We start from the raw sequence: 25,846 nt of genomic DNA, 5'->3' as shown, positions 1-25,846 counted from the left end.
AGGAGCATATTATGGAGATATTAGTAGCGTTGATACCAATGTTTGCTTGGGGCAGTATTGGTCTTGTCAGCGGTAAAATGGGCGGTAGTGCGAATCAGCAGACACTTGGCATGACTATTGGCGCCTTGTTCTTTTCGGTAATTGTCTTTTTAATTGTCCAGCCGATAATCAGTATCCAAATGATCGTAATCGGTATTTTGTCAGGGCTATTCTGGAGTGTTGGGCAAAATCAACAATTTCACGGCATGAAATATTTAGGTGTATCTGTAGGATTACCTGTCTCAACTGGAATGCAGTTGATCGTCAATACGATTGCTGGTGCTGTATTTTTCCATGAATGGAAAGGCAGTAGAGATTTTATTTTAGGATTTATTGCACTTGGTTTATTGGTCTTGGGTGCTTATTTGACGTCTCGGCAAGATGATGAGACTGGTGTGAAAACAACCAATAAGATGTTTGATTTTAACAAGGGTTTGCGAGCATTGGTCGTTTCAACGATCGGTTATGGGGCGTATACGATTATTATCAATGCGGCTGGACTCGATCCGATGGGGATTATTTTACCTCAAAGTATCGGAATGTTGATTGGTGCGAGCTTCTTTGCCTTTAAAAAGGTTAAACTGGATCGTTATGTTTGGCGAAATATGAGCTGTGGACTTCTATGGGGACTAGGGAATATTTGTATGTTGCTGACGATGCGTCAAATTGGTTTGGCAATCAGCTTTTCTTTGTCTCAAATGGGAATCATCATTTCAACTTTAGGTGGAATTTACTTACTTGGTGAGCGCAAGTCTAAAAAAGAAATGAGATATGTCATAATTGGTTGCTTATTCGTTATTTTAGGTGGTATTCTTTTAGGGTATATGAAAGCGTAAATGTCATATTTACGCTTATTTTCATGAGGAAATTTTACAATTATTAAGACTAGAAAATGGATTGATTTATTGGAGGAAAAGAAATGTCGATGTTTCGGAAAAAAGGACTGATGGCTGTCTCAAGTGAGCCAAGTTCGATGAAAAAAGATTTAAAAACAATGGACCTGATCATGCTCGGAATCGGTGCAATCGTTGGAACAGGAATTTTTGTCGTGACAGGTGTTGCGGCTGAACAATACGCTGGACCTGCGTTATCTCTTTCGTTTTTAGTTGCAGCAGGAGCCATTGTTTTAGCAGGCCTATGTTATGCAGAGTTTGCATCAAGAATTCCAGCAATTGGTGGGCCTTATGCATATATGTATGTGGTGTTTGGAGAATTGGTTGCTTGGATGACGGGCTGGCTGGTGATTTGTGAGTTCTTTCTAGCGGTTTCGTCTGTTGCTTCTGGCTGGTCCGGTTATGTGCACGGATTTTTGAACAGCCTTGGGATCGATTTACCTAAAGCGTTGAGTGGCGCATATAATCCAGCGAATGGGACATATGTTGATTTGATTGCAATGTTGGTACTTCTAGCTGTTACTTTTTGGGTATCGTTAGAAGCTAAAACCGCTTTGCGTTTGAATAATGTGATGGTTTTTGTTAAGTTTGGGATCATTGCACTCTTCTTAGTTGTCGGTATTTTTTATGTAAAACCAAGTAATTGGCAGCCGTTTATGCCGTTCGGTTTTTCAGGTGTTTTCAGTGGTGCTGCTGTCGTTTTCTTTGCCTTTTTAGGGTTTGATGCAGTTAGTATGACTGCAGAAGAAGTGAAAAATCCGCAAAAAGATATCCCAAAAGGAATTATTGGGTCGATCATCATAGCCACTGTTTTATACGTGATCGTAACATTGATTTTAACAGGAATCGTACCGTTTGATGCGCTTGGCGTGAAAGATCCAGTAGCATTTGCGATGCGTTTTGTACAGCGTGATGGTGTGGCTGGAGTGATTTCGGTTGGGGCGATTTTAACGCTTTTAACTGTGACGATTTCGATGATGTATAGTTTAGCGAGAATTATTTATGCTATCAGTAAAGATGGTTTACTACCGAAATTTATGAGTAAGATCGATGAAAAAAATCGCACACCGAAAAATGCAACGTATGTCGCAGGTGTTTGTACAATGATTTTTGCAGGTCTCGTTCCAATGGAGCTTTTGGCTGAGTTGACGAATATTGTGACCTTGATGTATTTGATCGTGATGGCGATTGGTATTATTCGTCTGAGAAAAGTAGCAGGCGATCCTAAACCAGGGGAATTTAAAATTCCCTTTGTCCCTTTTGTCCCAATTTTGCTTGTCATCGTAAGTATTGGTTTGATGGTGCAATTGCAAGCGGCAACTTGGAAAGCATTCGCAATAGCATTGGTTTTAGGGTTTATTATTTATTTTGCTTATGGATATAAACATAGTAATGAAGGCAAAATTAAAAATTAAAGGAAGAAATCAGTGATCATAATGGTTACTGATTTTTTTATGTTTCTTTTTCATGAATAGAAGAGTTTCACTGTAAATCGTGATTCGTTTACAGTATAGTGATAGTAACTAGGGAAGAAAAGAGGAGAAGTGAAAGAATGTCATATCGTATCGAGCAAGATTCTATGGGAGAAATTCAAGTGCCTGAGACAGCACTTTGGGGAGCGCAAACCGAGCGTAGCCGACAGAACTTCAATATCGGTATCGAAAAAAAGCCTGCAGCACTTATTCAAGCTTTAGCGTTAGTAAAAAAGAATGCGGCAAAAGCGAATGAAGCAACAGGCAAATTAGACTCAACGATCAGTCAAGCGATTCAAAACGCAGCAGACAAGATTATTAATGGCACGGTAAATGATCAATTTCCATTATCTTTGTGGCAAACAGGCAGCGGTACACAAACAAATATGAACGTTAATGAGGTCATTGCGCATTTAGCAGCTGATAGTGGTGTGACAGTTCATCCTAATGATCATGTCAATATGTCTCAAAGTTCAAACGATGTTTTTCCAACGACAATTCATGTAGCCGCTGTTCAGTTGATTGAACAGTATTTATTCCCTGTGCTGAAGCAAATGATTCAAACGCTGAAAAAACTTGAAACGGAGAATGAGAAAATTATAAAAATCGGCCGAACGCATTTGCAAGATGCAACACCGGTAACCTTTGCGCAAGAAATCAGTGGCTGGCGTTCTGGTCTGGAACATAGTTATCAGATGATAGAGTTGACGTTGAGTGAGCTTAAACAATTGGCGCTCGGAGGTACAGCGGTAGGAACTGGATTGAATGCTTCAAAAGAATATATTGACCTATTTTTTAGCTCATTAAATGAAGAGACAAAGAATCAATTTTCAGAAGATCCAAATAAATTCCATGGATTAGCTAGTAAAGATGGAATTGTATTTACATCAGGTGCATTAAAGGCGCTGGCTACCAATATCATGAAAATGGCCAATGATATTCGCTGGATGGCAAGTGGTCCTCGCAGTGGGTTAGGTGAAATCACGATTCCAGCGAATGAACCAGGCAGTTCGATCATGCCTGGAAAAATCAATCCAACGCAATGTGAAGCATTGACGATGATTGCGATTCAAGTCATGGGAAATGACACAACAATCGGAATCGGCGCTTCACAGGGAAACTTTGAACTTAATGTTTATATGCCGGTAATGGCGTATAATCTAATTCAAAGTATTGAATTATTGACCGATGGATTGCGTTCTTTTGATCAAAACTGTTTGATCGGAATCAAAGCGGATCAGGAAAAAATGACTCAATATGTGGAACAGTCTTTGATGCTTGTAACAGCATTAAATCCTCATATCGGTTACGATAAAGGGGCAAAGATCGCTAAAAAAGCTTTTATAGAAAATACAACATTAAAACAAGCCGCATTGACTTTAGGTTTTGTTACTGAAAAAGAGTACGACAGCTGGGTCAAACCAGAGCAAATGCTAGGAAATAAATAGGGTTAATATGGAAAGGAATGGGAAAATATGGCAGATATTTACGAAGAAGCGTTAAAAGCACACGAACAATGGCGTGGGAAAATCGATATTCATTCAAAAGTTGAGGTAAAAACAAAAGAGGATTTATCTTTAGCGTATACACCAGGAGTGGCAGAACCTTGTAGAAAAATTAATGAAAATCCGAATGCAGTCTACGACTATACTTGGAAGGGAAATACTGTCGCTGTGGTGACAGATGGAACGGCAGTCCTTGGCTTAGGTGATATTGGCCCCAAAGCGGCATTACCAGTTATGGAAGGGAAGGCATTATTGTTTAAAGAATTTGCTGGAATCGATGCAATTCCAATTTGTTTAGATACGAAAGACCCAAAAGAAATCATCAACATTATCAAAGCCATGGCACCAACTTTTGGTGGGATCAATTTAGAAGATATCTCTGCTCCTCGCTGTGTAGAGATCGAACGTACCTTGATCGAAGAACTGGATATTCCTGTGTTTCATGACGACCAACACGGAACAGCAATCGTCACGATTGCAGCGTTGATCAATGCATTGAAAATCGTTCATAAAAAAGTCGATGAGATCAAAGTTGTTGTATCAGGAACAGGAGCGGCTGGTAGTGCAATCATAAAAATGCTGCACCATTTTGGCGTGAAGAACATCATCGCATTTAATATTGATGGTGCATTATCTAAAACGATGGAAAGACCAATGAACTTTTTAGAAAAAGAAATTGTCGCAATCACGAATCCTGAAAACTTCACTGGTTCTTTAGAGGAAGCGATGGTGGGAGCAGATGTTTTTATCGGTGTTTCTGCACCTAAATTGGTTTCGAAAGAAATGGTAGCCGCGATGAACAAAGGTGCTATCGTATTTCCAATGGCTAATCCTGAATCAGAAATCGATTATCAAGATGCAATCGATGCAGGTGCAGCAGTCGTTGGAACGGGACGTTCAGATCATCCAAATCAAATCAATAATGTTTTGGCTTTTCCTGGTTTGTTTAAAGGAGCTTTTGTCGCTGGTGCAACGAAAATTACTGAAAATATGAAATTAGCTGCAGCAAAAGCAATTGCGGAAATCATTCCAGAATCAGAACTGACGAGTGAGTACATTATTCCCTCTCCTTTCAATCAAGCGTTAGTGGATGTTATCATTCGAGAAGTCGCTGAAGCAGCTGTTCAAGATGGTGTGATCAGAGTTTAAATACAACGTTAATTCGAAGTTTCTGCCAGTTTTTCAAAGATGGAGCTGGTGGAACTTTTTTTTATATGGAGAAAATACAAGGATTTCTAGTTCAATAAAGCCAAGTATGGTATACTATTTAGGAGTAAATTCAAGAGAATGCTAGAAGGAGGATGTTTCTACATGTCAGAAAAAGAAACATTTTATATCACCACCCCGATTTATTATCCAAGCGGACAACTACATATCGGCAATTCATACACTACGATTGCCTGCGATGCGATGGCCCGTTACAAACGCTTGATGGGCTTTGACGTATTTTACTTAACGGGTGTGGATGAACATGGACAAAAAATTGAAAATAAAGCTTCAGAATTAGGTGTTACACCAAAAGAATATGTCGATAAAATGGCGGCCGATGTTCAAAAACTATGGAAAACACTTGATATCAGCTATGATAAATTCATCCGTACAACAGATGATTACCATAAAAAAGCAGTTCAGCAAATCTTTGATCGTTTATTAGAACAAGGTGATATCTACCTAGGTGAGTATGAAGGCTGGTATTCTGTTTCAGATGAAGAATACTTTACTGAAACGCAATTAGCAGAAGTCTACCGTGATGACGAAGGCAAAGTAATTGGTGGGAAAGCACCAAGTGGTCATGAAGTTGAGTTAGTCAAAGAAGAATCTTATTTCTTCCGTATGAGTAAATACGCGGATCGTTTATTGGCTTATTACAATGAACATCCAGAATTCATTCAACCTGAATCACGTAAAAATGAAATGATCAATAACTTCATCAAACCAGGTTTAGAAGACTTAGCTGTGTCACGTACGACCTTCTCATGGGGCATTCCTTTGTCTAATGATCCAAAACATGTTGTTTATGTCTGGATCGATGCGTTGTCGAACTATATCACAGCATTAGGTTATGGATCAGAAGATGACAGCTTATTCCAAAAATATTGGCCAGCAGATGTTCATATGGTTGGAAAAGAAATCGTCCGTTTTCACACGATTTATTGGCCAATTATGTTGATGGCTTTAGATTTACCATTACCAAAGAAAATTTTCGGTCATGGTTGGCTATTAATGAAAGATGGAAAAATGTCTAAATCTAAAGGCAACGTCGTTTATCCAGAAATTTTGGTCGATCGCTATGGATTAGATGCCTTGCGTTATTATTTATTGCGTGCAATTCCATTTGGTAGTGACGGTGTTTTTACACCAGAAGATTTTGTTTCACGTTTAAATTATGATTTAGCGAATGATTTAGGGAATTTATTGAACCGTACGATTGCGATGATCAATAAATACTGTGATGGACATGTCCCAGCATATGCTTCAAAAGTTACCCCTTTTGACAGTGAGTTGTCAACAACAGCCGCTAATGTGATCGGTAAATATCATGAATCAATGGAAAAAATGGAATTCAACACGGCAATCGCCGAAGTTTGGATCTTGATTTCACGTGCGAATAAATATATTGATGAAACACAACCTTGGGTTTTAGCAAAAGATGAAGAGAAGAAAAATGAGTTGGATAGTGTCATGGTTCATTTAGCTGAGAGTTTGCGGATCGTAGCAATTCTTTTACAACCAGTGATGACAGAAACACCAACAAAAATCTTTGAACAATTAGGTTTAGATCCTGATACGATGAATATGGAAGAGATTCATTTCGGTGAGTTTCCGACAGAAATCAAAGTTGTTGCGAAGGGAACACCGATTTTCCCTCGTTTAGAGATCGAAGCAGAAGTGATTTATATTCAAAAGAAAATGTCTCAAAATACGCAAACAACAACAGAAGAAATCAAATGGGACCCAGAAGAAACAGAACTTTTTTCGACAAAAGAAAAAGAAATTAAGTATGAAGATTTTGATAAAGTAGAACTAAAAGTAGCCGAAGTCATTGATTGTAAAAAAGTCAAAGGTGCAGATAAATTATTACAATTCCGCTTAGATGCAGGTGATGAACAAGATCGTCAAATTCTTTCAGGGGTTGCCGAATTTTATCCAGATCCAAGCGCTTTGATTGGGAAAAAAGTCGTGATCGTAGCGAACTTGAAACCAAGAAAAATGCGTGGCCAGATCAGCCAAGGAATGATTCTGTCTGCTGAATCACCAGAAGGCAAATTACAAATCGTCGATGCGCCAAAAGAAATGCCGAATGGTGCTGTTATAGCCTAGTTTAAGAAAATGAGTTTCTAAATAAAAAGAGCCAAAGTGTTTGTCTACGTTTAGACTAGACAGACACTTTGGCTCTTTTGCCCTAAATATAAGAAAATGAAGATTATTATCAAAATTTATATCAAAATGATATATTTTATTGTATCATTATTTTAGTACCAAAAAAATTAAGTAATAAACAAGGAGAATGTTGGATGAAAATGAAGAAGTATATGTTGGGGATCATTACAGGAGTCGTAATCTTTTTATTAGCAGCTTGTGGATCAGATCCAAGAAAAGATTTTACAAAAGAGTTGTTTAGTTCAAAAGGTGATGAATACAACGCCGCAAGCTTTAAGATGAAGATCAAGGATTTGACTTATGATGGTGATGAAGGTGGAGCATATGTGAAAATGTTTGCTAGCCAATTAAAAGATATGAGTATTGATGGGAAATATGCGATCGATGACAAGACCGATGCAATGGAAATGGAAATCACGGCGAATTTATTCGGTGAAAAATTACCTTTCCAATTCGTTGGGAATAAAGATAAATATTATATGTCGACTGGTTTTATTTCAGGTATGTTGGATATAGCGAAATCATTTAGCTATCCAGTTGAACTTAGCAAAAGCGATTTAAACAAACTAAAAGGAAAATATATCGATATTGCTGAAGCAGGCGATACATTGACGTCAGGAAAACTAGATAAGAAAACAGATACACTTAAGAATAAGACGTTTACAAATGCGGAAAACTCTAAAATGACTATAGAAATGAAAAAACTTATCGAAAGCTTTGATAAAAAATCATTTACAAAAGACAAAGATGTCGTGACGCACACGTTTACTAAAAAAGAAATCATTCAGATGATGGAAAAAATCGATGAAGTTGCGAAAGAAGATAAAGACTACAAAAAATCAGATGATGCAAAAGAAATGAAAGATGCGATCAAGTCACTAAAAAATGATCTAGATAAAATGGATGTTAAAATCAGCATCAATCAAAAAACAAAAGCGCTTGATATGGAAATGTCTATGGCTGCTACCGATGATAAAGATGCTAAAATGAGTATCGTGATGACAATTGCCGTTACGCCGCAAAAAAATGATCAAAAAATCAAGATGCCAAGTAAAAAAGAAATCATCAGTCAAGATGAATTGAAGGATATTTTATCTACTATCACTGGAGCGGGTTCAGATGATTTAGATTTAGATGATGATTCAATCAATTATAATGATTTAAAAGATGATCCAGAGATTCAAAAAGCGATGGACGAGCAATTAAATGAAATGATCAAACAAATCGAAGCAAACCCTAGTCTTATAACAGAAGAAAATGCAAAAGAAGTTCGTGAAGGCGCGAAAAAAATTTTCAATGAAGAGCAAATGAAAAAATTAAATGATGCGTTAGACAAAGCCTTGAATGCTGGAACAGTCTAAAGATACAGTAAGTGAAGTAGCACAGCAATGTGTCCAGAGTTAATAGTTTTGACGCATCATTGCTAATCAGAAAAAACAGCACTCCCATGATAAATGGGAGGCTGTTTTTTTCTGATTATCGACTACTAAAATTTTAATTTTTTATTTGATTTAACTCTACGGAAACGAGTCGGTAAAAGCATGATCAATATCCCATAAGGTACGCTAATGATCGACCAAGTCAAGGTTCGGCTCAAACTGTTGTTTTTATACAGCCAATTAAGTAAAAAATGCAATCCTAATAGACTACACGCAACAAAAATCAAAACGATATCATTAGGCTCATCTTTAATAACAGCTCGAAGGATTCCACCAAGTAGAGGAACTAGATAAAAATAGGCACTTGTTAATGAGATTCGCCAACTTTTTGCTATGGTTCCAAGGTTTATCAAGAAAAATAGAATCGATAAAACAATCCCAAGTGGAGGGAAAAAAGCGATCAGAAACGAGTAAATAGCTCCCCATAAGAGCATTAAAGGGCCTTTGACAATTGCTGCGATAGCTATAAAAATCGCTATCAAAACAAACTGCTGTGTCATGGTACCGTAAGCCAACAGACCAAAGAGAATCAACAATACCCAATGCCAAATCGTATTGACCTGCGGTTTTCTTTGAATCGTTACGTTCTTTTGGATCGTTGATTTTAGAAAGTCGGATTCTTCGAAGAAATACTTCAAAAAGCGCTCACTCCTATCAAATTGAAAATCAGACTGGAGTTAAGTTTACTGCTGAATAGGGAAAAAAACATCAGGCTAAAGTCGGTTTTTTAGCCTGATGTTTTTAAGAATTTGTTAAATAAAGTGAATTAATTTTATTACGTTAATTTCTTTGTACGTGATGTTTAAAGAGAGAGATTACGTAGTCTTCAACAACTCAGAAAGCTCTCCAACATAAGGCAGAAACACCTGTTTCATCCCACGAGAAATCGCTGTATAAAGAATCTTCTTCTCTCTTTCCGTTGTCCCATAACGCACATTAGAAGGATCATGAATGATCACATTATCAAACTCAAGCCCTTTAGCCATATCGATCGAAAGAATTTGAGCATCCATAGTGCTATTTTTTTGTAGAAGCTGCTGTTTCAATAAGTCTGCGTCTGATGCTGTTTTTGTAATCACGACAGTATCTTCCTCAGGCGCTAGTGAATCCAAAAGTGACGTAAGTGTCTCTAAATATGCCGTTTCATCTTCACAAGAAATAAACGCCGGTTTCTCGCCATCTTTTCGAATAGAAACAATCTTGAGTTTCTCATGATTGGTCACTAAAGTTTGAAATAGCTGAGTGATTTCTTTACTTGAACGGTAACTATTCAATAATTGATAAGAAGTAACTGAACGGCTGGAAGCAGATAATAACTCTTTGAGATCCATAAAACTGATCGAGGTATTGAAAATAGCCTGATTTTCATCTCCAGCTAAGGTAAAGTTTGCTTGTGGGAATAAGTTAAGCAACAACAGAATTTGAGCTTCCGTGTAATCTTGTACTTCATCCACCAAAATAAACGCCATTTGACGATTCGATAAATCTTCAATAAATTTATCTTTAAGCAGTAACAAAATGACCACTTCATCTGCAGTATAGGCAGTCGTTGCTCGTTCATATGAATCTTCTTGGTAAAGTTGATACAATGCTTCAAAAAGCAACCATTGATCAAACCAAGCAAATTCAGCAATCGCATCCACTACTTTACGGTATTTTTGTTGTAATCGTTGAAGCGCGAACTCTGCTAATTGTTCCTCATCTTCCTCAGCAAATGTCGTGTCAAAATAACGTAATTGCTCAGCTTCAGTCAAGTCTTGCATTTGATCGATCATTTGTTTAGATTTTGATTGTTTGAGCAAGTAACGACTCCATAAACTTGAGAGCTTTTCTTTTGTTGCTGAAAGTCTATCTCTGATTGATAAAGTCGTTGGTGTTTCTTGATACAAACTATAAATCAATTCAGCAGAAAAAATCGGTTTTCGTTTGAACAAAATGGGTTGAAACAGCGTTTGTTGAATCAAAGATGGGTCTTGGAAAGCTTGAATGAAATGAACAAATTCTTGTGATTGAATTACTTTTTGTTGTGCATTTACTTGTTCCGCAGTGATTCGTTTGAAATAGGCTGACTCACTTTCGATTGGTTCTTTTTCACGAAAGGTAAATTTAAGAAATTGTAACAATGTTAAATTCAAAGGATTGCGCTCACCTAAATTTGGTAATACTTGAGAAATATAATCGATGAAAGTTGAATTAGGAGAAAGCAGTAAAATATCATCAGCAGTAATTTGTTTCCGGTGATTATACAGTAAATAAGCAATTCGCTGCATGATCGCAGACGTTTTTCCACTACCCGCAATTCCGTTGACTAAAAGCAAGGGATGACTTTCATCACGAATGATCTCATTTTGTTCTTGTTGGATCGTGGTCGTGATATCTTTCATATATTGAGAAGAATCCGCTTCAAGTGAGTGAAGTAAAATATCATCTTGAATCGCAAGACTAGTATCAAAAAAGTTGATCAAGCGATCTTCCTCAATGATCAATTGTCTTTTTAGATTTAATGTAACAGGAATTTCATTGTTATTGACATGATAACTGCTGTCGCCTAAAACATTATTGTAAAAAAGTGAAGCAATTGGTGAACGCCAGTCATAGATTCTAGATTCACCATCTAGATTGGTAAAATCATTCATGCCGATATAAAAAACATCACGATCGGAATCATCATCTAAAAATGTCACATCGATTTTTCCAAAATAAGGAACTTTCAGTAGTCGTTCGACTTTCTCTAGTTGCTTAGCAGCCGTTTCATTTTGGATATTTAACTGATCGATTTCTCGATTTTTCATTTCCATCTTGGCAAATGTTTCTAAGTTATCTGAGTAACTATCAAAATTTAGTTTCGTGTCGCCACTAAATTGCTCCAGCACCGATTTTCCAGTGGTATTGACTTCATTGATAGCGGTTTGATAAGTATCTTTTGCTTGGCTTAATTCCTCATAAACCTGTTGCAGATGTTGGGTTTCTTGTGTGCGATCATTTGACATATGGGTTCCTCCTGACATAAATTGCCGTGACCGATTAGTATAAGCTATTTTTGAAGATAAAGCAATTATAAGAAGCTGATAATTTATCGGTGCTGTCCATTCAGATTTTGGGTAAAATGTGATAAAGTATAGAAGACAAAGGAGTGAATGAACATGATTTTTGATTCTCATACCCATTTAAACGCAGAACAATTTAATGAAGATATTCCAGAAACAATTGAACACGCTAAAGAATTAGGTGTAACGGAGATGGCAGTGGTTGGTTTTGATACGCCGACGATTGAAAAGTCTCTGAAACTTAGCCAACAATATAAAGAAATCCAAAGTATTATCGGGTGGCATCCAACCGAAGCGGGAAGCTACACACCTGAAATCGAGAAAAATCTGCAGCAATTATTAACGACACCTAAAGTAGTTGCTTTAGGTGAAATCGGTTTAGATTATTACTGGATGGAAGATCCAAAAGAAGTGCAAGATCGTGTGTTTCGTCGTCAAATCGCGATTGCCAAAGAAATAAATCTACCCATCAGTATTCATACTCGAGATGCGATGGAAGACACGTATAAGATTTTAAAAGAAGAGGATATTCGTGATATTGGCGGAATCATGCATAGCTTTAGTGGGGATCCTGAGTGGATGGAAAAATTTTTGGATATGGGCATGCACATTTCTTTAAGCGGTGTTGTGACATTTAAAAAAGCGTTAGAAGTACAAGAAGTAGCGAAAGCCGTTCCATTAGATCGTTTATTAGTCGAGACAGATGCACCGTATTTAGCACCAGTACCCTATCGTGGTAAACGCAATGAACCAGGTTATACTCGTTATGTAGTAGAAAAAATCGCGGAGCTACGAGAAGTACCGTTTGAAGAAATAGCAGAGCATACAACAAATAACGCCCATCGCTTATTCAGGTTAGCCAAATGACAGATAAGCTGAGAATTGAGGAAATCATTGTCGTTGAAGGAAAAGACGATACAAGAAGAATCCAAGAAGTTGTAGATGCAGATACGATCGAGACAATTGGTTCAGCGATTAATGATGATATTTTGGAACAAATCGAACATGCCCAAGAAACGCGCGGTGTCATTATTTTTACCGATCCAGATTTTTCAGGTGAAAAAATCCGTAAAACGATCATGGAAGTGGTTCCTGATGCCAAGCATGCATTTCTCTCACGTCAGCTTGCTACGCCCAAAAAAAAAGGGAGTAGCTTAGGTGTGGAACATGCCGGTGACGAAGCGATTTTAGAAGCGCTAGAAAAAATGGTGACACCAATCAATGAAACAGATGATTATCAAGAAATCCCTAGACAAACGCTGATCGAATATGGTTTAATAGCGGGAGCTCATGCAAAAGAACGCCGCGAAAAATTAGGCGATGAATTGCGTATTGGCTATACAAATAGCAAACAATTGACCAAACGTTTAAAAATGTTCCGCATTACAGAAAAAGAACTTATAAAAGCTATGAACGATTTAAACGCACTACCTAGTGAAAAATCGGAGGAATCAATTTGACAGAATATAAAGAAATAGCCACCCCTTCAAGAACCAAAGAAATTTTGAAGAAACACGGCTTTTCATTTAAAAAAAGTTTAGGCCAAAATTTCTTAACAGAACCGAATATCTTACGGAAAATCGTAGAGACTGCAGGAATCGACACTCAAACTAATGTAGTAGAAGTAGGTCCTGGTATTGGTGCTTTAACGGAACAGCTGGCTAAAAATGCTGCACAAGTTTTAGCATTTGAAATCGATGATCGTTTGATTCCAGTTTTGGAAGATACAATGAGTCCCTATCAGAATGTCACAGTTGTTCATAATGATGTGCTAAAAGCAGATTTAGTGGGGACAACGAATGAGGTTTTCAAACAAGAGCTACCGATCAAAGTGGTGGCCAATCTACCGTACTACATCACAACACCGATCATGATGCACTTTTTAGAATCTGATTTAGCTGTACAAGAAATGATCGTCATGATGCAAAAAGAAGTTGCCGACCGAATCTCAGCCAAACCTGGAACGAAAGCATATGGCTCATTATCGATCGCTGTTCAATACTTTATGGAAGCAAGTATTGCGTTTATTGTACCGAAAACAGTTTTTATTCCGCAACCAAACGTTGATTCTGCGATCATTAAACTAATCAAACGAGATAAACCAGCAGTTGAAGTAACAAACGAAAAAGAATTTTTCAAATTGACAAAAGCATCATTTCAATTACGTCGAAAAACCTTGTGGAACAATTTGATTCATTTTTACGGAAAAGATGATCAAACAAAAGCTTGGCTGACAGAAAGCTTAGCAGAAGCTGAAATTGATCCATCACGTCGTGGTGAAACTTTATCATTAGTAGAGTTTGGCCGTTTAAGTAATGTATTGGAAAAAAATCGTTAACCTAATAATGTAAAAAGTGAGTTGAGAAAATATACTAAATTTTCTCAACTTATTTTTTTAGTATACTACGTAACTTAGCAAAATTTTATACTGAAAGTTCTCAAAATAAGGTGAAAACCAATTTATGTTGATTTGATGTAAAATGATTGAATTGAGTTATTGACTTTTTACAAATATCAAGGATAATTGAAATAGAAAGCGTTTTCTTTTTTGGTGATACTGCGATTCGGATCCGCACAGTTATTTATGTAGATAAAACGATAAGCAGAGTATTTCAGAGTCTCTGGAGGAATTACCAAACTAGTTCAAAAAAGTAAAAAATCGTGGTTCAGAGTTTTGAAAAAAACAAAGGGATATGAGAAAATGTGTAAAGGAATCACAGTAAAAACGGATTGTCTTATTCGTTTTTTACATTTCAATAGTTTAAATAAAAAAATAAATACCAACCTTATTCAATGCCTAAAAATGACTAAATTTAGGCATAATCTAAATTGGATGGCAGAGAATTACGGGAGAGACTAATCATAGCACCGAAGGAATAAATAATCAGTGGGGCAAACCATTGTTTTATGAAGATCTCAGGTAAAAGGACCGTAATTGGACATCACTCTGGAAAGCGGAAGCACCGAAGGAGCAACTCTTCAAGATGAAGACGAATCTCTCAGGTTTTGTACAGAGGAGCAGGCATTTTTTTAAGATGTCTGCTTTTCTGTTTTTATATTGTTATTTTAGCTTGGAGGTGTCGTTGTTAAGTACTAAAAATACAAAGAAGCAAAGGAGTAGAAAAGATGGATTTAAAAACACCTTTATACGATGCACATCTTGAAGCCGGTGGGAAAATGGTTTCATTTGCTGGCTACATGTTGCCTGTTCAATACAAAGATGGCGGCGTGATCAAAGAACATTTAGCTGTTCGAAATCAAGTAGGATTATTTGATGTTTCCCATATGGGGGAAGTTGTTTATGAAGGAAAAGATGCTTTAGCGAATTTGCAGTATGTATTAACAAACGATTTTAGTAATTTAGAAGTAGGCCGTGTTAGATACACGTTGATGTGTAATGAAAATGGCGGTGTAATTGATGATTTACTCGTATATAAATGTAGTGACGATAAATATTTATTGGTGGTCAATGCTGCAAATAGAGCCAAAGATGTAGCATGGATGAAACAGCACTTATTTGGCGAAGTGGCCTTTTCTGATCAATCAGACGAGTTTGCTCAGATTGCTTTACAAGGTCCTAATGCAAAAGAAATTATTGGAAAATTAACAACAGAGGAAGAAATCCCTAAAAAATATTATAGTTTTACCGAAAATGCTAATGTAGGTGGTGTGACCTGTATATTATCGCGAACAGGTTATACAGGGAAATTTGGTTATGAGTTATACTGTCGTCCAGAAGATGGTATCAAATTATGGAAGCTATTACTGGAAACAGGTAAAGATTACGGTATCATGACTTGTGGTTTAGGTGCGCGTGATACATTACGGTTAGAGGCAGGTATGCCGCTTTATGGACATGAGATGAATGAAGAAATAACGCCATTTGAAACAGATCTAAGCTTTGCCGTTAAGATGAAAAAAGAAAATTTCATCGGTAAACAAGTATTAGTTGACAAAGGCGAACCAAAAATCACGCGAATCGGTCTACAGTTGACAGATCGAGGAATCGTTCGTGAAGGGGCGGATGTTTACTTCAATGGAAAGAAAATTGGGCAAACAACCTCAGGTACAATGTGTCCGTTTATCAATAAAGCTTGCGCAATGGCTTTAGTTGAAAGAGATGCTGTAGAAATCGGTTCTCCTATTGAAGTTGAAGTTAGAGGAAAGCAAATCACAGCAGAGGTTGTCGCAATACCTTTTATAAAAAAATAATTGGAAAAGAAGGAGTCGTTTATTATGGCAAAAAATACAGAAATGAAGTTTTCAAAATCACATGAGTGGGTACTTTTTGATGGAGATAAAGTAAGAATCGGTCTTTCTGATTTTGCACAGGATCAGTTGGGTGATATTGTTTTTATTGATTTGCCAGATAAAGGTGATGCAGTAACAAAAGGGGAATCATTCGCGGATATTGAGTCTGTTAAAGCTGTTTCAGAAGCTTACTCTCCAATCACAGCTACCGTTACTGCGATCAATGAAGAGTTGATAGACAGTCCAGAATTGATCAATTCAGCACCTTTAGAGTCATGGTTGATCGAGGTAGAAGGAGCAGAAGGAATCGAGGACTTATTGAGCGCTGAAGAATATAAGAAATTCTGTGAGGAATCTGAGGAGGCGTAATAAATGGGCAACTATCTTGGGTCAACAGAGCAACAACAACAAGAAATGTTAAAAACGATCGGCTTAAAAAATATGAGCGAGCTTTATGAGGTTCTTCCCAAAGAAATGATCATAGAAAAACTTGATATTCCAGCAGGAAAATCAGAATTTGAAGTACGACGTATTTTGGAAAATATGGGCAAGAAAAATAAAGTCTTCTCAAGTATTTTTCGTGGTGCGGGTGCTTATAACCATTACATTCCAGCGATTGTCAAACAGGTTTCAGCGAAAGAAGAATTTATGACCTCATACACACCGTATCAACCTGAAATCAGCCAAGGGTTGCTACAGTCGATATTTGAATACCAAACCATGATTTGCGAAATCACTGGAATGGATGCTACCAACGCTTCTGTTTACGATGGGGCAACAGCCGCGGCCGAAGCAATCAATATGTGTTTAGAGAAAAAACGTTTGAAAGTATTGATTTCAGAAACGACAAATCCCATGACGATCCAGACTGCTTTGACCTATTTTAGTTCCAGAGAAATCGAATTTGTTATGATTCCAGAAAAAGACGGATTGACTGATTTAGCTATTTTACAAGAAAAACTGGATGACGCAAGTGCTTGTTTCATTGTTCAGCAACCAAATTATTATGGCGGGATTGAACCTGTCGAAGCAATAGCTGAAATGGTTCATGAAGCAAAAGCTAAATTTATTATGAGTGTGAATCCTGTAGCTAGTACGATCCTAAAAACTGCCGGCGAAGTGAATGCGGATATTGCAGTCGGAGACTCACAACCCTTTGGATTACCGTTAGCTTTTGGTGGACCGTATATTGGGTTTATTGCGACAAAGGAAAAACTGATGCGGAAATTGCCAGGACGTATCGCTGGAGAAACAGTTGATGAAGCAGGCGACCGAGCATTTGTTTTAACGTTACAAGCACGTGAACAGCACATTCGTAGAGAGAAAGCAGCTTCTAATATATGTTCGAATCAAGCACTTTGCGCTTTAACGAATGCGGTTTATATGAGTACGATGGGTGCCCGTGGTATTCAAGAAGTAGCAGAACAATGCTACAGTAAAGCGCATTATTTAGCTGACCAGCTAGGTGAAATCAAAGGTGTAAAACGAAAAAATGACAGCCCGTTTTTCCATGAATTTGTCACAAGTTTTCCCGTAGCAAATGACGTTGTGTTAGCTAAATTAGAAGAACACAATTTCTTAGGTGGTTATCCGACAAAACAAGGCTTATTATGGTGTGTCACAGAAATGAACACCAAAGAACAAATAGACCAAGTCGTTGAATTGGTGAAGGAGGTATGTGCGTAATGAAATTGATTTTTGAACGTAGTGTAGAAGGATATTATAATGAAATGATTTCACCGTGTGATGTACCGACGACAGAACTTCCAGAAGAAATGAAACGGCAAAAAGAATTGCATCTACCATCACTACCTCAACCAGAAATCAGCCGCCATTATACAGAATTAGCGAATGCAACGTTTGGCATCAACAACGGTTTTTACCCATTAGGTTCATGTACGATGAAATACAATCCTAAAATCAATGATGAAATGGCTACCTATCCAGCTTTTGCGAATATTCATCCACTACAACCAGAGCATACAGTTCAAGGTTCATTAGAGGTCTTTACTATGACTGAAATGTTGCTAAAAGAAATTACAGGAATGAATGCTATTACCTTTCAACCTGCAGCTGGAGCACATGGTGAGTTTACAAGCTTATTGATGATCAAAGCCTATCACGAACAAAATGGTCAGGGACAAAGAAATAAAATCATTGTGCCTGACTCTGCTCATGGGACAAATCCTGCAAGTGTAGCGATGACTGGAATGGTGACCGTCAATATTCCGTCTGATGAATATGGCTGTGTCGATATCGAAGCTTTAAAAGCGGCAGTTGGCGAAGATACGGCCGGCTTGATGCTGACAAATCCAAATACAGCAGGCATTTTTGATAAAAATATTTTAGAAATCACGAAAATCGTTCATGATGCCGGCGGACTGAATTATTATGATGGAGCGAATTTGAATGCCATTATGGGTGTTGCTAGTCCAGGAGATATGGGCTTTGATATTATTCATTTAAATTTACACAAAACCTTCTCAACCCCACATGGCGGCGGTGGTCCAGGATCTGGTGCCGTTGGGTGTAAAACAGTATTGAAACCATTTTTACCTAATTACTATCCAGTTAAAGAAGGAACAGAAATCACTTTTACTACGCCTGAACATTCCATTGGTATGGTCAAAGGATTTTATGGGCAATTTTCAGTATTCTTGCGAGCGTTGACGTATATTTTATTTTTAGGATCAGAAGGAATTTCATCAGCTTCCAAAGGTGCTGTGTTAAATGCCAATTATATGCTCCATGAATTAAAAGATATTTTTGACGTACCATATGGTGAGACTTGCATGCATGAGTTTGTTATAAGTTTAGAGACGTTAAAAAAAGAAACAGGTGTCACCGCCTTAAATATAGCGAAGGGGATTTTGGATCATAATATGTATCCGCCGACAATGTACTTCCCGCTAACTGTGCCAGAAGCACTAATGGTAGAGCCGCCTGAAACAGAGTCGAAAGAACGAATGGATGATGCAATCGCAGTTTATCGGAAACTTTATGAAGATGCTCATAAAGATCCAGATGCTTTTCATGAATATCCACTACATGCTCAAATTCATCGCGTAGACGAAGTAAGAGCAGCCAGACATCCGATTGTTCGTTACGATTTTGATAGTAGAAAATGAACTGTTTTTTCTGGAAAAGACAAAAAGTATCTCAATCCCCAAAAAAATAACAGAAACACGGCAAATATTCTGAAAAGTTTGGTACTATAATAAGAGAAGATTCTTATCCGTTGGTTTTGGTTGTATGATTGGTTTTTACAAATAGATCTAAAAAAGGAGAAAAAATAATGCTGACAGAAAAACAAAAAAGTTTTGTCGATCGTTTAGAAGAAGAGCTGATTCAAATTAGACGATATCTTCATCAGAACCCAGAAATTGGAATGGATTTGCCGAACACGGTTGCTTTTGTAAAGGAGAAACTTACAGAATACGGCTATGATCCAAAACCTTGTGGGAAGTCTGGTGTTACAGTAGTAGCTGGTCAAAAGAGTGGGAAAACATTTTTATTACGTGGTGATATGGATGCACTGCCGATTCGAGAATTGACCGATCTGCCGTTTAAATCTGAAAATGGATATATGCATGCTTGTGGTCATGATATGCACACAACGATGTTGCTTGGAGCCGCTAAACTGTTAAAAGAATTCGAAGATGAATTAGACGGTCAAGTAAAATTGCTATTTCAACCAGGTGAAGAAATTCTTTCTGGTTCAAAAGACTGTATCAACAACCATGTATTAGAAAATCCAACAGTAGATGCAGGAATGATGATCCATGTTTTTCCTTTTAAAGGATATAAGGCAGGACAAATCATGCCTACACCAGTTGGGACTTTTATGGCGAGTGCGGATTGGTTTGAAATCAATATCAAAGGTCAAGGTGGACATGGGTCTCAGCCAGAGACTGCGATCGATCCAATCAACGTAGCGGTTCATATTTACACAGCGTTACAAGAGCTTTCAGCAAGAGAAATTGGTTCAGAAGAACGCTTTGTGCTCACAATTGGGGAATTTACTGGAGGTACACCGGGTGCTTCCAATATTATTCCAGAAACAACAGTGATGAAAGGAACGCTTAGAACCTTGAAGGAAGATGTCCGCACACAGATCAAAGAACGCATGACAGTAATGGCTGAAAATATTGCTAAGGCTTTTCGTGCCGAAGCAGAAGTAATTTTCACCAATGGCTGTACAACAAATGTGAATGATCCAGATTTAACGACATTTACCAAAGAATCTTTAACAGAAACTTTTGGAGCTGATCGAATCGTGGCTATTCCTACCTCAACACCGCTTATGGGAAGTGAAGATTTTGGCGAAATCAGTCAGCTGATTCCGACAACAACCGTTCTTCTGGTAGCATCAGAAGAACATATCAACCTCCACAATCCAGCGATTGTTTTTGATGAATCAGTCTTAGTCGAAGGAGTCAAAGTCTACACCGATACAGCAATATCTTGGTTGAAAAAAGGTTAAAATCTGTTATATTGTTTAATAATAAACGTTTAATGAACTGGAGGGGATAAAGTGGTCAAATCAGATATTGAAATCGCTCAAGAAGCAACGATGTTGCCAATCAACAAGGTAGCAGGAAAAATTGGTTTAAATGAAGATCAATTTGAATTATATGGAAAATATAAAGCAAAAATCGATGTTGAAAAAATCAAAGCAAATAAAAATGGGAAAGTTATCCTAGTGACTGCCATTACCCCAACACCTGCTGGCGAAGGAAAAACAACAACGGTTGTTGGGGTAGGCGATGCCTTAAACCGAATTGGAAAAGATGCAATTATTGCTTTAAGAGAACCTTCTTTAGGTCCAGTTTTTGGAATAAAAGGGGGAGCCGCGGGTGGTGGTTATGCACAAGTCGTACCTATGGAAGATATCAATTTACACTTTACAGGTGATTTTCATGCAATTGGAGCGGCTAATAATCTGTTAGCGGCAATTATTGACAATCATATTTTTCAAGGCAATGAGCTAGGTATCGACAATCGCCGAATCACTTGGAAGAGAGCTGTAGATATGAACGATCGACAGTTGAGACATATTGTTGATGGTTTAGGTGCTCGGGTCAACGGGGTTCCTAGAGAAGATGGATTTGAAATCACAGTGGCATCAGAAATCATGGCTATTTTATGTTTATCCAATGATATCGATGACTTAAAAGAAAACCTAGCAAATATCATTATTGGCTACACATACGACAATCAGCCCGTTACAGCTAGAGAATTGAATGCCCAAGGCGCAATGACTGCTTTACTGAAAGATGCCATCAAACCTAATTTAGTTCAAACGTTGGAAAATAATCCTGCTTTGATTCATGGGGGACCGTTTGCCAATATCGCTCATGGGTGTAATAGCGTGATCGCAACCAATACTGCTAGAAAGTTAGCAGATTATGTCGTGACAGAAGGCGGATTTGGCGCCGATTTAGGTGCAGAAAAATTTATCGATATCAAATGTCGAAAATCTGGTATTCGTCCTTCCGCTGTCGTTGTAGTCGCAACGGTTCGTGCACTGAAAATGCATGGCGGTGTTTCTAAAGATCAGCTTGGGGTTGAAAATGTGGCAGCTTTAACAGAAGGCTTACCAAATCTTTTAAAACATATTGAAAATACAACGACTGTTTTTGGGTTACCGACTGTTGTAGCCATCAATAAATTCCCAACCGATACAGATGCCGAATTGAATCTTGTCAAAGAAGAATGTCAAAAACGCAATGTAAATGTCGTTCTTTCAGATGTCTGGGAACATGGTGGAGCTGGTGGTGAGGCGTTAGCTAAAGAAGTTGTTCGCCTATCGGAGCAGGAAAATCATTTCTCTTTTGCTTATCCAGATGAGCTTTCGATCAAAGAAAAAATCAGTGCGATCGTAGAAAAAGTTTATGGTGGAAATGCGGTTCGCTATGAACCAATTGCTGAAAGAGAAATTGCGAAACTAGAAAAATTAGGCTTCGGACATTTACCGATTTGTATGGCGAAGACACAATATTCACTTTCAGATGATCAAACCAAACTGGGAAGACCAACTGATTTTGCGATAACGATCAGTAATATCAAGATATCAGCTGGTGCAGGATTTATCGTTGCCTACACAGGAACGGTGATGACCATGCCAGGTTTACCTAAAAAAGCAGCCTATGAAAAAATCGATGTTGACTCTAATGGGAAAATTGTTGGCCTATTCTAGAGTGAAATCTAATTATTAATTTATAAAATAAACTCAATAGTTTGATCATACGTTGATCGAATTATTGAGTTTTTTTGTTAATGAACTAAAATCGAGTAAGAAGATTGACTATCTGCTCTTAAAAAATAAAGCAATATGTGTCTTGACACATATGTATTTCTCCTTTAAAATAAAAAACGTCATATATGTCAAGACACATCGGAGGAGAGCATGAAAAAGAATTCAGTCAGACATTTAACGATTTCAGCTTTACTTGTCGCAATGGGCATCATTATTCCTATGGTTATGCCAAGGATTACAATTGGACCAGCTTCATTTACCTTAGCGAGTCATGTGCCCGTATTTTTAGCGATGTTTTTTTCACCAGGAGTGGCGATTGCCGTTAGCTTAGGTACCGGTTTTGGTTTCTTTTTATCAGCAACACCGATCATCGCATTAAGAGCACTTTCTCATTTATTTTTTGCAGTAATAGGGGCATTTTACTTACAGAAACATCCAACGATCGTTTTAACTAAAAGTAAATTTGTCTTATTTAATGGTCGTTTTCAATTATTTAATTTTGTGATTGGCTTAATACATTCTGCTGCTGAATTAGCTGTAGTAAGTGTTTTTTATACAATGGGAAATATGCCGGAAACTTATTATTCACAAGGATATATGTACTCGATCTTTTTGTTGATGGGGATTGGCGGCCTGATCCATAGTTTGATTGATTACAACATTGCTTATTTTGTGGCAAATGCATTAAGTAAACAATTTGATATTCCAGTATTTAGTCAGGCTAAAAAATTGGAGCAAGCAAAAGTAGCTATTCTTCCCCAAGAGACAGAAACAGTGGCATAAAAAAGAGGAGTAGCGTACAAATTCGCTACTCCTCTTTTTTAGATATAGAAATTATGGTAATTTAATGACTTGTTCAGTTTCTGGATCGAAGAAGTGGGCTTTATTGATATTGAACGCTAAATCGACCATCTCTTCAGGTTTGTGGAAATCACGAGCATCTACTTTTGAGATGAATTCTGTGTCACCTAATTTTGTATAAAGCATTGTTTCAGCACCTAATAGTTCAGATACTACAACTTCAGAACGGACAACAGCGTCATTCATTGTATCTAAGGCGACTTGTTCGCTGTGGATATCTTCTGGTCTAATGCCAAAAATAACTGATTTACCTTCATAGCCTTTTTCAACCAATAACTTATTTTTTCCTTCTGGAATTATTAGTTCTAATCCATGTCCATCACGAATAACGCCGTTGTTTAATGTAACATTAAAGAAGTTCATAGCAGGGGATCCGATAAAGCCTGCGACAAAGATATTATTTGGTGTATTGTAGACTTCCTTTGGTGATCCGATTTGTTGAATAAAGCCGTCTTTCATAATGACGATCCGGTCGGCCATGGTCATGGCTTCTGTTTGGTCATGGGTAACGTAAACAGTTGTTGTTTCTAGACGACGATGCAATTTAGCGATTTCGGCACGCATTGCGACACGTAATTTTGCATCTAAGTTGGACAAAGGCTCATCCATCAAGAATACTTTGGCATCACGCACGATTGCTCGACCTAGAGCGACACGTTGACGTTGTCCACCAGATAAGGCAGCAGGTTTACGGTGCAAATATTCAGTCAAACCTAAAATTTCTCCGGCATTTTCCACACGTTTTTTGATTTCAGCTTTGTCATATTTACGAAGTTTCAAACCAAAGGCCATATTGTCAAAAACAGTCATATGAGGATATAATGCATAGTTTTGGAAAACCATTGCGATATCGCGGTCTTTTGGTGCAACATCGTTCATTACTTTGTCACCAATAGAAAGTTCACCTTCTGTTATATCTTCAAGTCCTGCGATCATTCTTAACGTAGTTGATTTACCACATCCAGAAGGTCCTACAAAAACGATAAATTCACGGTCTGCAATTTCTAAGTTAAAATCTGTTACAGAATAATTTTCTGCATTATCATATTTTTTATAGACATGTTTTAACGCCATTTCTACCATTGTCGTCACTCTTTTCTTTTTTTATTGTATCCTTAGTATAAATGAAAGCGCTATACATCTTCAACGGAAGGTTGCACAAGAAAGAATCCCTTTTTTCGTCAAAGTGACAAAGAAGCAATCATTCCTTTAACTCTATTATGAAAGACTTTGTTATAATGAGAAAAAGAACGGAATTGAGGGATCACGGATGAAAATTGCATTGATAGCACATGATCGAAAAAAAGATTTAATGGTCAAACTGACATTGGCGTATCAACCAATATTGAAAGAACACGAATTATTTGCTACAGGAACGACTGGCTTGAGAATCTCAGAAGCAACTGGACTACCTGTTCATCGTTTTAAGTCTGGGCCATTAGGTGGAGATCAGCAAATCGGGGCAATGATTTCAGAGGATAAATTAGATATGGTGATTTTTTTACGGGATCCATTAGCTGCACAACCTCATGAGCCGGATGTTACAGCGCTGATTCGTTTGAGTGATGTTTACGAGATTCCTTTGGCAACTAATATCGGGACGGCTGAAATTTTATTAAGAGGATTACAAGCGGGGTTTGCGGATTTTAGAAATGTAGTTCATGAACTAGATAATAAGCCGTTGTCGTTTTAATTATTTTAGTTATAGTTTGTTGCAGCAATGTAGGGAATATGCTATATTTCATTTAGGCTTAGGCCTAAATAAAACAGAGTAGGAAATAAAGCGTTAAGTGCTGAAAGGATGGGATGTTGCCTTTTGGACGAAGAATATATAAGAAAAGTGATCTAGCTAAACTAACTAGCTTCTCGGAAAAAAAAGAATCATTCTTGTGATAAAAAGCATCACAAACATAATTCCCTATTTTTCAGTCGAAGCTGAACTAGTTCATTTCGCTTTTCTGTGATCTAGCTGCATGAAGCAGCCTTTGAGGAAAGTAGACAATCTTCACATGGAACAAAAGACGTTCCACGTTCAGATTCCTAACTTTCTAAAAGGCTAAACGCTTCATTTCGCTTTTCTATATTCGCGGTTTTGTTTTCGCATTCGCTGCATATTTTGTGTAGCAGCTCTTAGAGGAGATGCTAGAAATGAAGAAAAGAAAAATTGATACACGAACCATTACGCTGATGAGTTTATTGATTGCGTTAATGGTGGTTTTCACGCGGTTTATTTCGTTTGAGACCCAGTTTTTACGAGTTAGTTTGACCTTTATTCCAGAGTCATTGATGGCCATTCTTTTTGGTCCATTTTGGACAGGAATCGGTAGTGCCGTAGCAGATACAGTCGGCATGCTGTTATTTCCTAAAGGGCCTTATTTTCCTGGTTTTACATTGAATGCATTTATTTCTGGTGCCATTTATGGATTCTTTTATTACAAAAAGGAGTTAACGTGGAAACGAGTAATCATGGCGACATTATCCGTTACTTTGATTATTCATATGTTCCTGACACCGTTGTGGTTGGGATTGATGTATGGTGTGAATATTTCCAATCTCGCTTGGTGGGCGCCTAGAATCGTGAAGAATATCATCTTTTTCCCAATACAAGTAGTTGCTACTTACTATTTAGGAAATAAAGTTCCTTATAAACGGTTTTTGAATAAATCATTGAGTAATTTAAAATAAAAAAGAGCCCTCAA

The 25,846-nt window shown here is 37.5% G+C and carries 21 protein-coding genes and 1 riboswitch; of the genes, 18 read left to right on the top strand and 3 right to left on the bottom strand.

Going from position 1 to position 25,846, the window contains the following annotated elements; all coding sequences use genetic code 11:
- The first annotated feature begins 11 nt into the window (after positions 1 to 11).
- The 6 genes from IGL98_RS13860 to IGL98_RS13835 all read left to right on the top strand — a co-directional run bounded on the left by IGL98_RS13860 (position 12) and on the right by IGL98_RS13835 (position 8,651).
- Complete coding sequence (locus IGL98_RS13860; protein WP_206912024.1) at positions 12 to 875, top strand: GRP family sugar transporter; 864 nt, start codon at positions 12 to 14, stop codon at positions 873 to 875.
- A gap of 83 nt (positions 876 to 958) precedes the next feature.
- On the top strand, positions 959 to 2,347 hold the full coding sequence (locus IGL98_RS13855; RefSeq protein WP_206912023.1) for an amino acid permease: 1,389 nt from the start codon (positions 959 to 961) through the stop codon (positions 2,345 to 2,347).
- 137 nt (positions 2,348 to 2,484) lie between these two features.
- The gene (fumC, locus tag IGL98_RS13850; RefSeq protein ID WP_206912022.1) at positions 2,485 to 3,852 is read left to right on the top strand and encodes a class II fumarate hydratase; all 1,368 of its coding nucleotides are present in this window, start codon (positions 2,485 to 2,487) and stop codon (positions 3,850 to 3,852) included.
- 27 nt (positions 3,853 to 3,879) lie between these two features.
- On the top strand, positions 3,880 to 5,058 hold the full coding sequence (locus IGL98_RS13845) for an NAD(P)-dependent malic enzyme (protein ID WP_206912021.1): 1,179 nt from the start codon (positions 3,880 to 3,882) through the stop codon (positions 5,056 to 5,058).
- Between the two features lie 162 nt (positions 5,059 to 5,220).
- Complete coding sequence (gene metG / locus IGL98_RS13840) at positions 5,221 to 7,230, top strand: methionine--tRNA ligase (protein ID WP_206912020.1); 2,010 nt, start codon at positions 5,221 to 5,223, stop codon at positions 7,228 to 7,230.
- 194 nt (positions 7,231 to 7,424) lie between these two features.
- The gene (locus IGL98_RS13835; RefSeq protein WP_206842954.1) at positions 7,425 to 8,651 is read left to right on the top strand and encodes a hypothetical protein; all 1,227 of its coding nucleotides are present in this window, start codon (positions 7,425 to 7,427) and stop codon (positions 8,649 to 8,651) included.
- Positions 8,652 to 8,776: 125 nt separating this feature from the next.
- On the opposite strand, the gene IGL98_RS13830 is transcribed toward IGL98_RS13835, so the two are convergent.
- Together IGL98_RS13830 and IGL98_RS13825 are read right to left on the bottom strand one after the other, a co-directional pair.
- Complete coding sequence (locus IGL98_RS13830; protein WP_206842953.1) at positions 8,777 to 9,367, bottom strand: hypothetical protein; 591 nt, start codon at positions 9,365 to 9,367, stop codon at positions 8,777 to 8,779.
- 177 nt (positions 9,368 to 9,544) lie between these two features.
- Positions 9,545 to 11,719, bottom strand: a complete 2,175-nt coding sequence (locus tag IGL98_RS13825; protein WP_206912019.1) for a HelD family protein — start codon at positions 11,717 to 11,719, stop codon at positions 9,545 to 9,547.
- Between the two features lie 153 nt (positions 11,720 to 11,872).
- On the opposite strand from IGL98_RS13825, the gene IGL98_RS13820 reads away from it, so the two are divergent.
- The 10 genes from IGL98_RS13820 (at position 11,873) to IGL98_RS13775 (ending at position 23,069) form a co-directional block, all read left to right on the top strand.
- On the top strand, positions 11,873 to 12,643 hold the full coding sequence (locus tag IGL98_RS13820; protein ID WP_206842951.1) for a TatD family hydrolase: 771 nt from the start codon (positions 11,873 to 11,875) through the stop codon (positions 12,641 to 12,643).
- The gene (gene rnmV, locus IGL98_RS13815) at positions 12,640 to 13,236 is read left to right on the top strand and encodes a ribonuclease M5 (RefSeq protein WP_206842950.1); all 597 of its coding nucleotides are present in this window, start codon (positions 12,640 to 12,642) and stop codon (positions 13,234 to 13,236) included. The genes IGL98_RS13820 and rnmV overlap by 4 nt, the downstream gene beginning before the upstream one ends.
- Entirely contained in the window at positions 13,233 to 14,114 is an 882-nt protein-coding gene (gene rsmA / locus IGL98_RS13810; RefSeq protein WP_069646296.1) for a 16S rRNA (adenine(1518)-N(6)/adenine(1519)-N(6))-dimethyltransferase RsmA, read from the top strand. Before rnmV ends, rsmA begins: the two co-directional genes overlap by 4 nt.
- Positions 14,115 to 14,613: 499 nt before the next feature.
- Positions 14,614 to 14,718: riboswitch (glycine riboswitch) on the top strand.
- A gap of 184 nt (positions 14,719 to 14,902) precedes the next feature.
- Positions 14,903 to 15,988 (top strand): glycine cleavage system aminomethyltransferase GcvT, encoded by a 1,086-nt coding sequence (gene gcvT / locus IGL98_RS13805; RefSeq protein WP_206912018.1) that lies wholly within the window; start codon positions 14,903 to 14,905, stop codon positions 15,986 to 15,988.
- Between the two features lie 24 nt (positions 15,989 to 16,012).
- On the top strand, positions 16,013 to 16,396 hold the full coding sequence (gene gcvH / locus IGL98_RS13800) for a glycine cleavage system protein GcvH (protein WP_206842948.1): 384 nt from the start codon (positions 16,013 to 16,015) through the stop codon (positions 16,394 to 16,396).
- Between the two features lie 3 nt (positions 16,397 to 16,399).
- Complete coding sequence (gene gcvPA, locus IGL98_RS13795; RefSeq protein ID WP_206842947.1) at positions 16,400 to 17,713, top strand: aminomethyl-transferring glycine dehydrogenase subunit GcvPA; 1,314 nt, start codon at positions 16,400 to 16,402, stop codon at positions 17,711 to 17,713.
- Entirely contained in the window at positions 17,713 to 19,155 is a 1,443-nt protein-coding gene (gcvPB, locus tag IGL98_RS13790) for an aminomethyl-transferring glycine dehydrogenase subunit GcvPB (protein WP_242590176.1), read from the top strand. Before gcvPA ends, gcvPB begins: the two co-directional genes overlap by 1 nt.
- 167 nt (positions 19,156 to 19,322) lie before the next feature.
- Positions 19,323 to 20,510: a M20 metallopeptidase family protein gene (locus IGL98_RS13785; protein ID WP_206842944.1), complete on the top strand. Its 1,188-nt coding sequence runs from the start codon at positions 19,323 to 19,325 to the stop codon at positions 20,508 to 20,510.
- 51 nt (positions 20,511 to 20,561) lie between these two features.
- A complete protein-coding gene (locus tag IGL98_RS13780) occupies positions 20,562 to 22,226 on the top strand; it encodes a formate--tetrahydrofolate ligase (RefSeq protein WP_206842943.1) in 1,665 nt (554 codons plus the stop codon).
- A gap of 210 nt (positions 22,227 to 22,436) precedes the next feature.
- Positions 22,437 to 23,069, top strand: a complete 633-nt coding sequence (locus IGL98_RS13775) for a hypothetical protein (RefSeq protein WP_206842941.1) — start codon at positions 22,437 to 22,439, stop codon at positions 23,067 to 23,069.
- 51 nt (positions 23,070 to 23,120) lie between these two features.
- Here IGL98_RS13775 and IGL98_RS13770 read toward each other — a convergent pair whose 3' ends face one another.
- Positions 23,121 to 24,230, bottom strand: coding sequence for an ABC transporter ATP-binding protein (locus tag IGL98_RS13770; protein ID WP_010762797.1), 1,110 nt, complete (start codon positions 24,228 to 24,230; stop codon positions 23,121 to 23,123).
- Positions 24,231 to 24,417: 187 nt separating this feature from the next.
- On the opposite strand from IGL98_RS13770, the gene mgsA reads away from it, so the two are divergent.
- Both mgsA and IGL98_RS13760 read left to right on the top strand, forming a co-directional pair.
- The gene (mgsA, locus tag IGL98_RS13765; RefSeq protein ID WP_206842939.1) at positions 24,418 to 24,840 is read left to right on the top strand and encodes a methylglyoxal synthase; all 423 of its coding nucleotides are present in this window, start codon (positions 24,418 to 24,420) and stop codon (positions 24,838 to 24,840) included.
- Between the two features lie 455 nt (positions 24,841 to 25,295).
- Positions 25,296 to 25,832, top strand: a complete 537-nt coding sequence (locus IGL98_RS13760; protein WP_206842938.1) for a folate family ECF transporter S component — start codon at positions 25,296 to 25,298, stop codon at positions 25,830 to 25,832.
- The last annotated feature ends 14 nt before the right edge of the window (positions 25,833 to 25,846 follow it).

This window comes from Enterococcus sp. DIV0840 (assembly GCF_050527835.1).
In the GTDB taxonomy this organism is placed as follows: domain Bacteria; phylum Bacillota; class Bacilli; order Lactobacillales; family Enterococcaceae; genus Enterococcus_L; species Enterococcus_L ureasiticus.
The sequence above is the reverse complement of the archived record's forward strand: the minus strand, read 5'-3'. Positions and strand labels throughout refer to the sequence as shown.

Excerpts from the sequence above, each read along its gene's own strand:
- IGL98_RS13860 (WP_206912024.1), top strand. The coding sequence starts at position 12 with ATGGAGATATTAGTAGCGTTGATACCAATGTTTGCTTGGGGCAGTATT.
- IGL98_RS13855 (WP_206912023.1), top strand. The coding sequence starts at position 959 with ATGTCGATGTTTCGGAAAAAAGGACTGATGGCTGTCTCAAGTGAGCCA.
- fumC (WP_206912022.1), top strand. The coding sequence starts at position 2,485 with ATGTCATATCGTATCGAGCAAGATTCTATGGGAGAAATTCAAGTGCCT.
- IGL98_RS13845 (WP_206912021.1), top strand. The coding sequence starts at position 3,880 with ATGGCAGATATTTACGAAGAAGCGTTAAAAGCACACGAACAATGGCGT.
- metG (WP_206912020.1), top strand. The coding sequence starts at position 5,221 with ATGTCAGAAAAAGAAACATTTTATATCACCACCCCGATTTATTATCCA.
- IGL98_RS13835 (WP_206842954.1), top strand. The coding sequence starts at position 7,425 with ATGAAAATGAAGAAGTATATGTTGGGGATCATTACAGGAGTCGTAATC.
- IGL98_RS13825 (WP_206912019.1), bottom strand. The coding sequence starts at position 11,719 with ATGTCAAATGATCGCACACAAGAAACCCAACATCTGCAACAGGTTTAT.
- IGL98_RS13820 (WP_206842951.1), top strand. The coding sequence starts at position 11,873 with ATGATTTTTGATTCTCATACCCATTTAAACGCAGAACAATTTAATGAA.
- rnmV (WP_206842950.1), top strand. The coding sequence starts at position 12,640 with ATGACAGATAAGCTGAGAATTGAGGAAATCATTGTCGTTGAAGGAAAA.
- gcvT (WP_206912018.1), top strand. The coding sequence starts at position 14,903 with ATGGATTTAAAAACACCTTTATACGATGCACATCTTGAAGCCGGTGGG.
- gcvH (WP_206842948.1), top strand. The coding sequence starts at position 16,013 with ATGGCAAAAAATACAGAAATGAAGTTTTCAAAATCACATGAGTGGGTA.
- gcvPA (WP_206842947.1), top strand. The coding sequence starts at position 16,400 with ATGGGCAACTATCTTGGGTCAACAGAGCAACAACAACAAGAAATGTTA.
- gcvPB (WP_242590176.1), top strand. The coding sequence starts at position 17,713 with ATGAAATTGATTTTTGAACGTAGTGTAGAAGGATATTATAATGAAATG.
- IGL98_RS13785 (WP_206842944.1), top strand. The coding sequence starts at position 19,323 with ATGCTGACAGAAAAACAAAAAAGTTTTGTCGATCGTTTAGAAGAAGAG.
- IGL98_RS13775 (WP_206842941.1), top strand. The coding sequence starts at position 22,437 with ATGAAAAAGAATTCAGTCAGACATTTAACGATTTCAGCTTTACTTGTC.
- IGL98_RS13770 (WP_010762797.1), bottom strand. The coding sequence starts at position 24,230 with ATGGTAGAAATGGCGTTAAAACATGTCTATAAAAAATATGATAATGCA.
- mgsA (WP_206842939.1), top strand. The coding sequence starts at position 24,418 with ATGAAAATTGCATTGATAGCACATGATCGAAAAAAAGATTTAATGGTC.
- IGL98_RS13760 (WP_206842938.1), top strand. The coding sequence starts at position 25,296 with ATGAAGAAAAGAAAAATTGATACACGAACCATTACGCTGATGAGTTTA.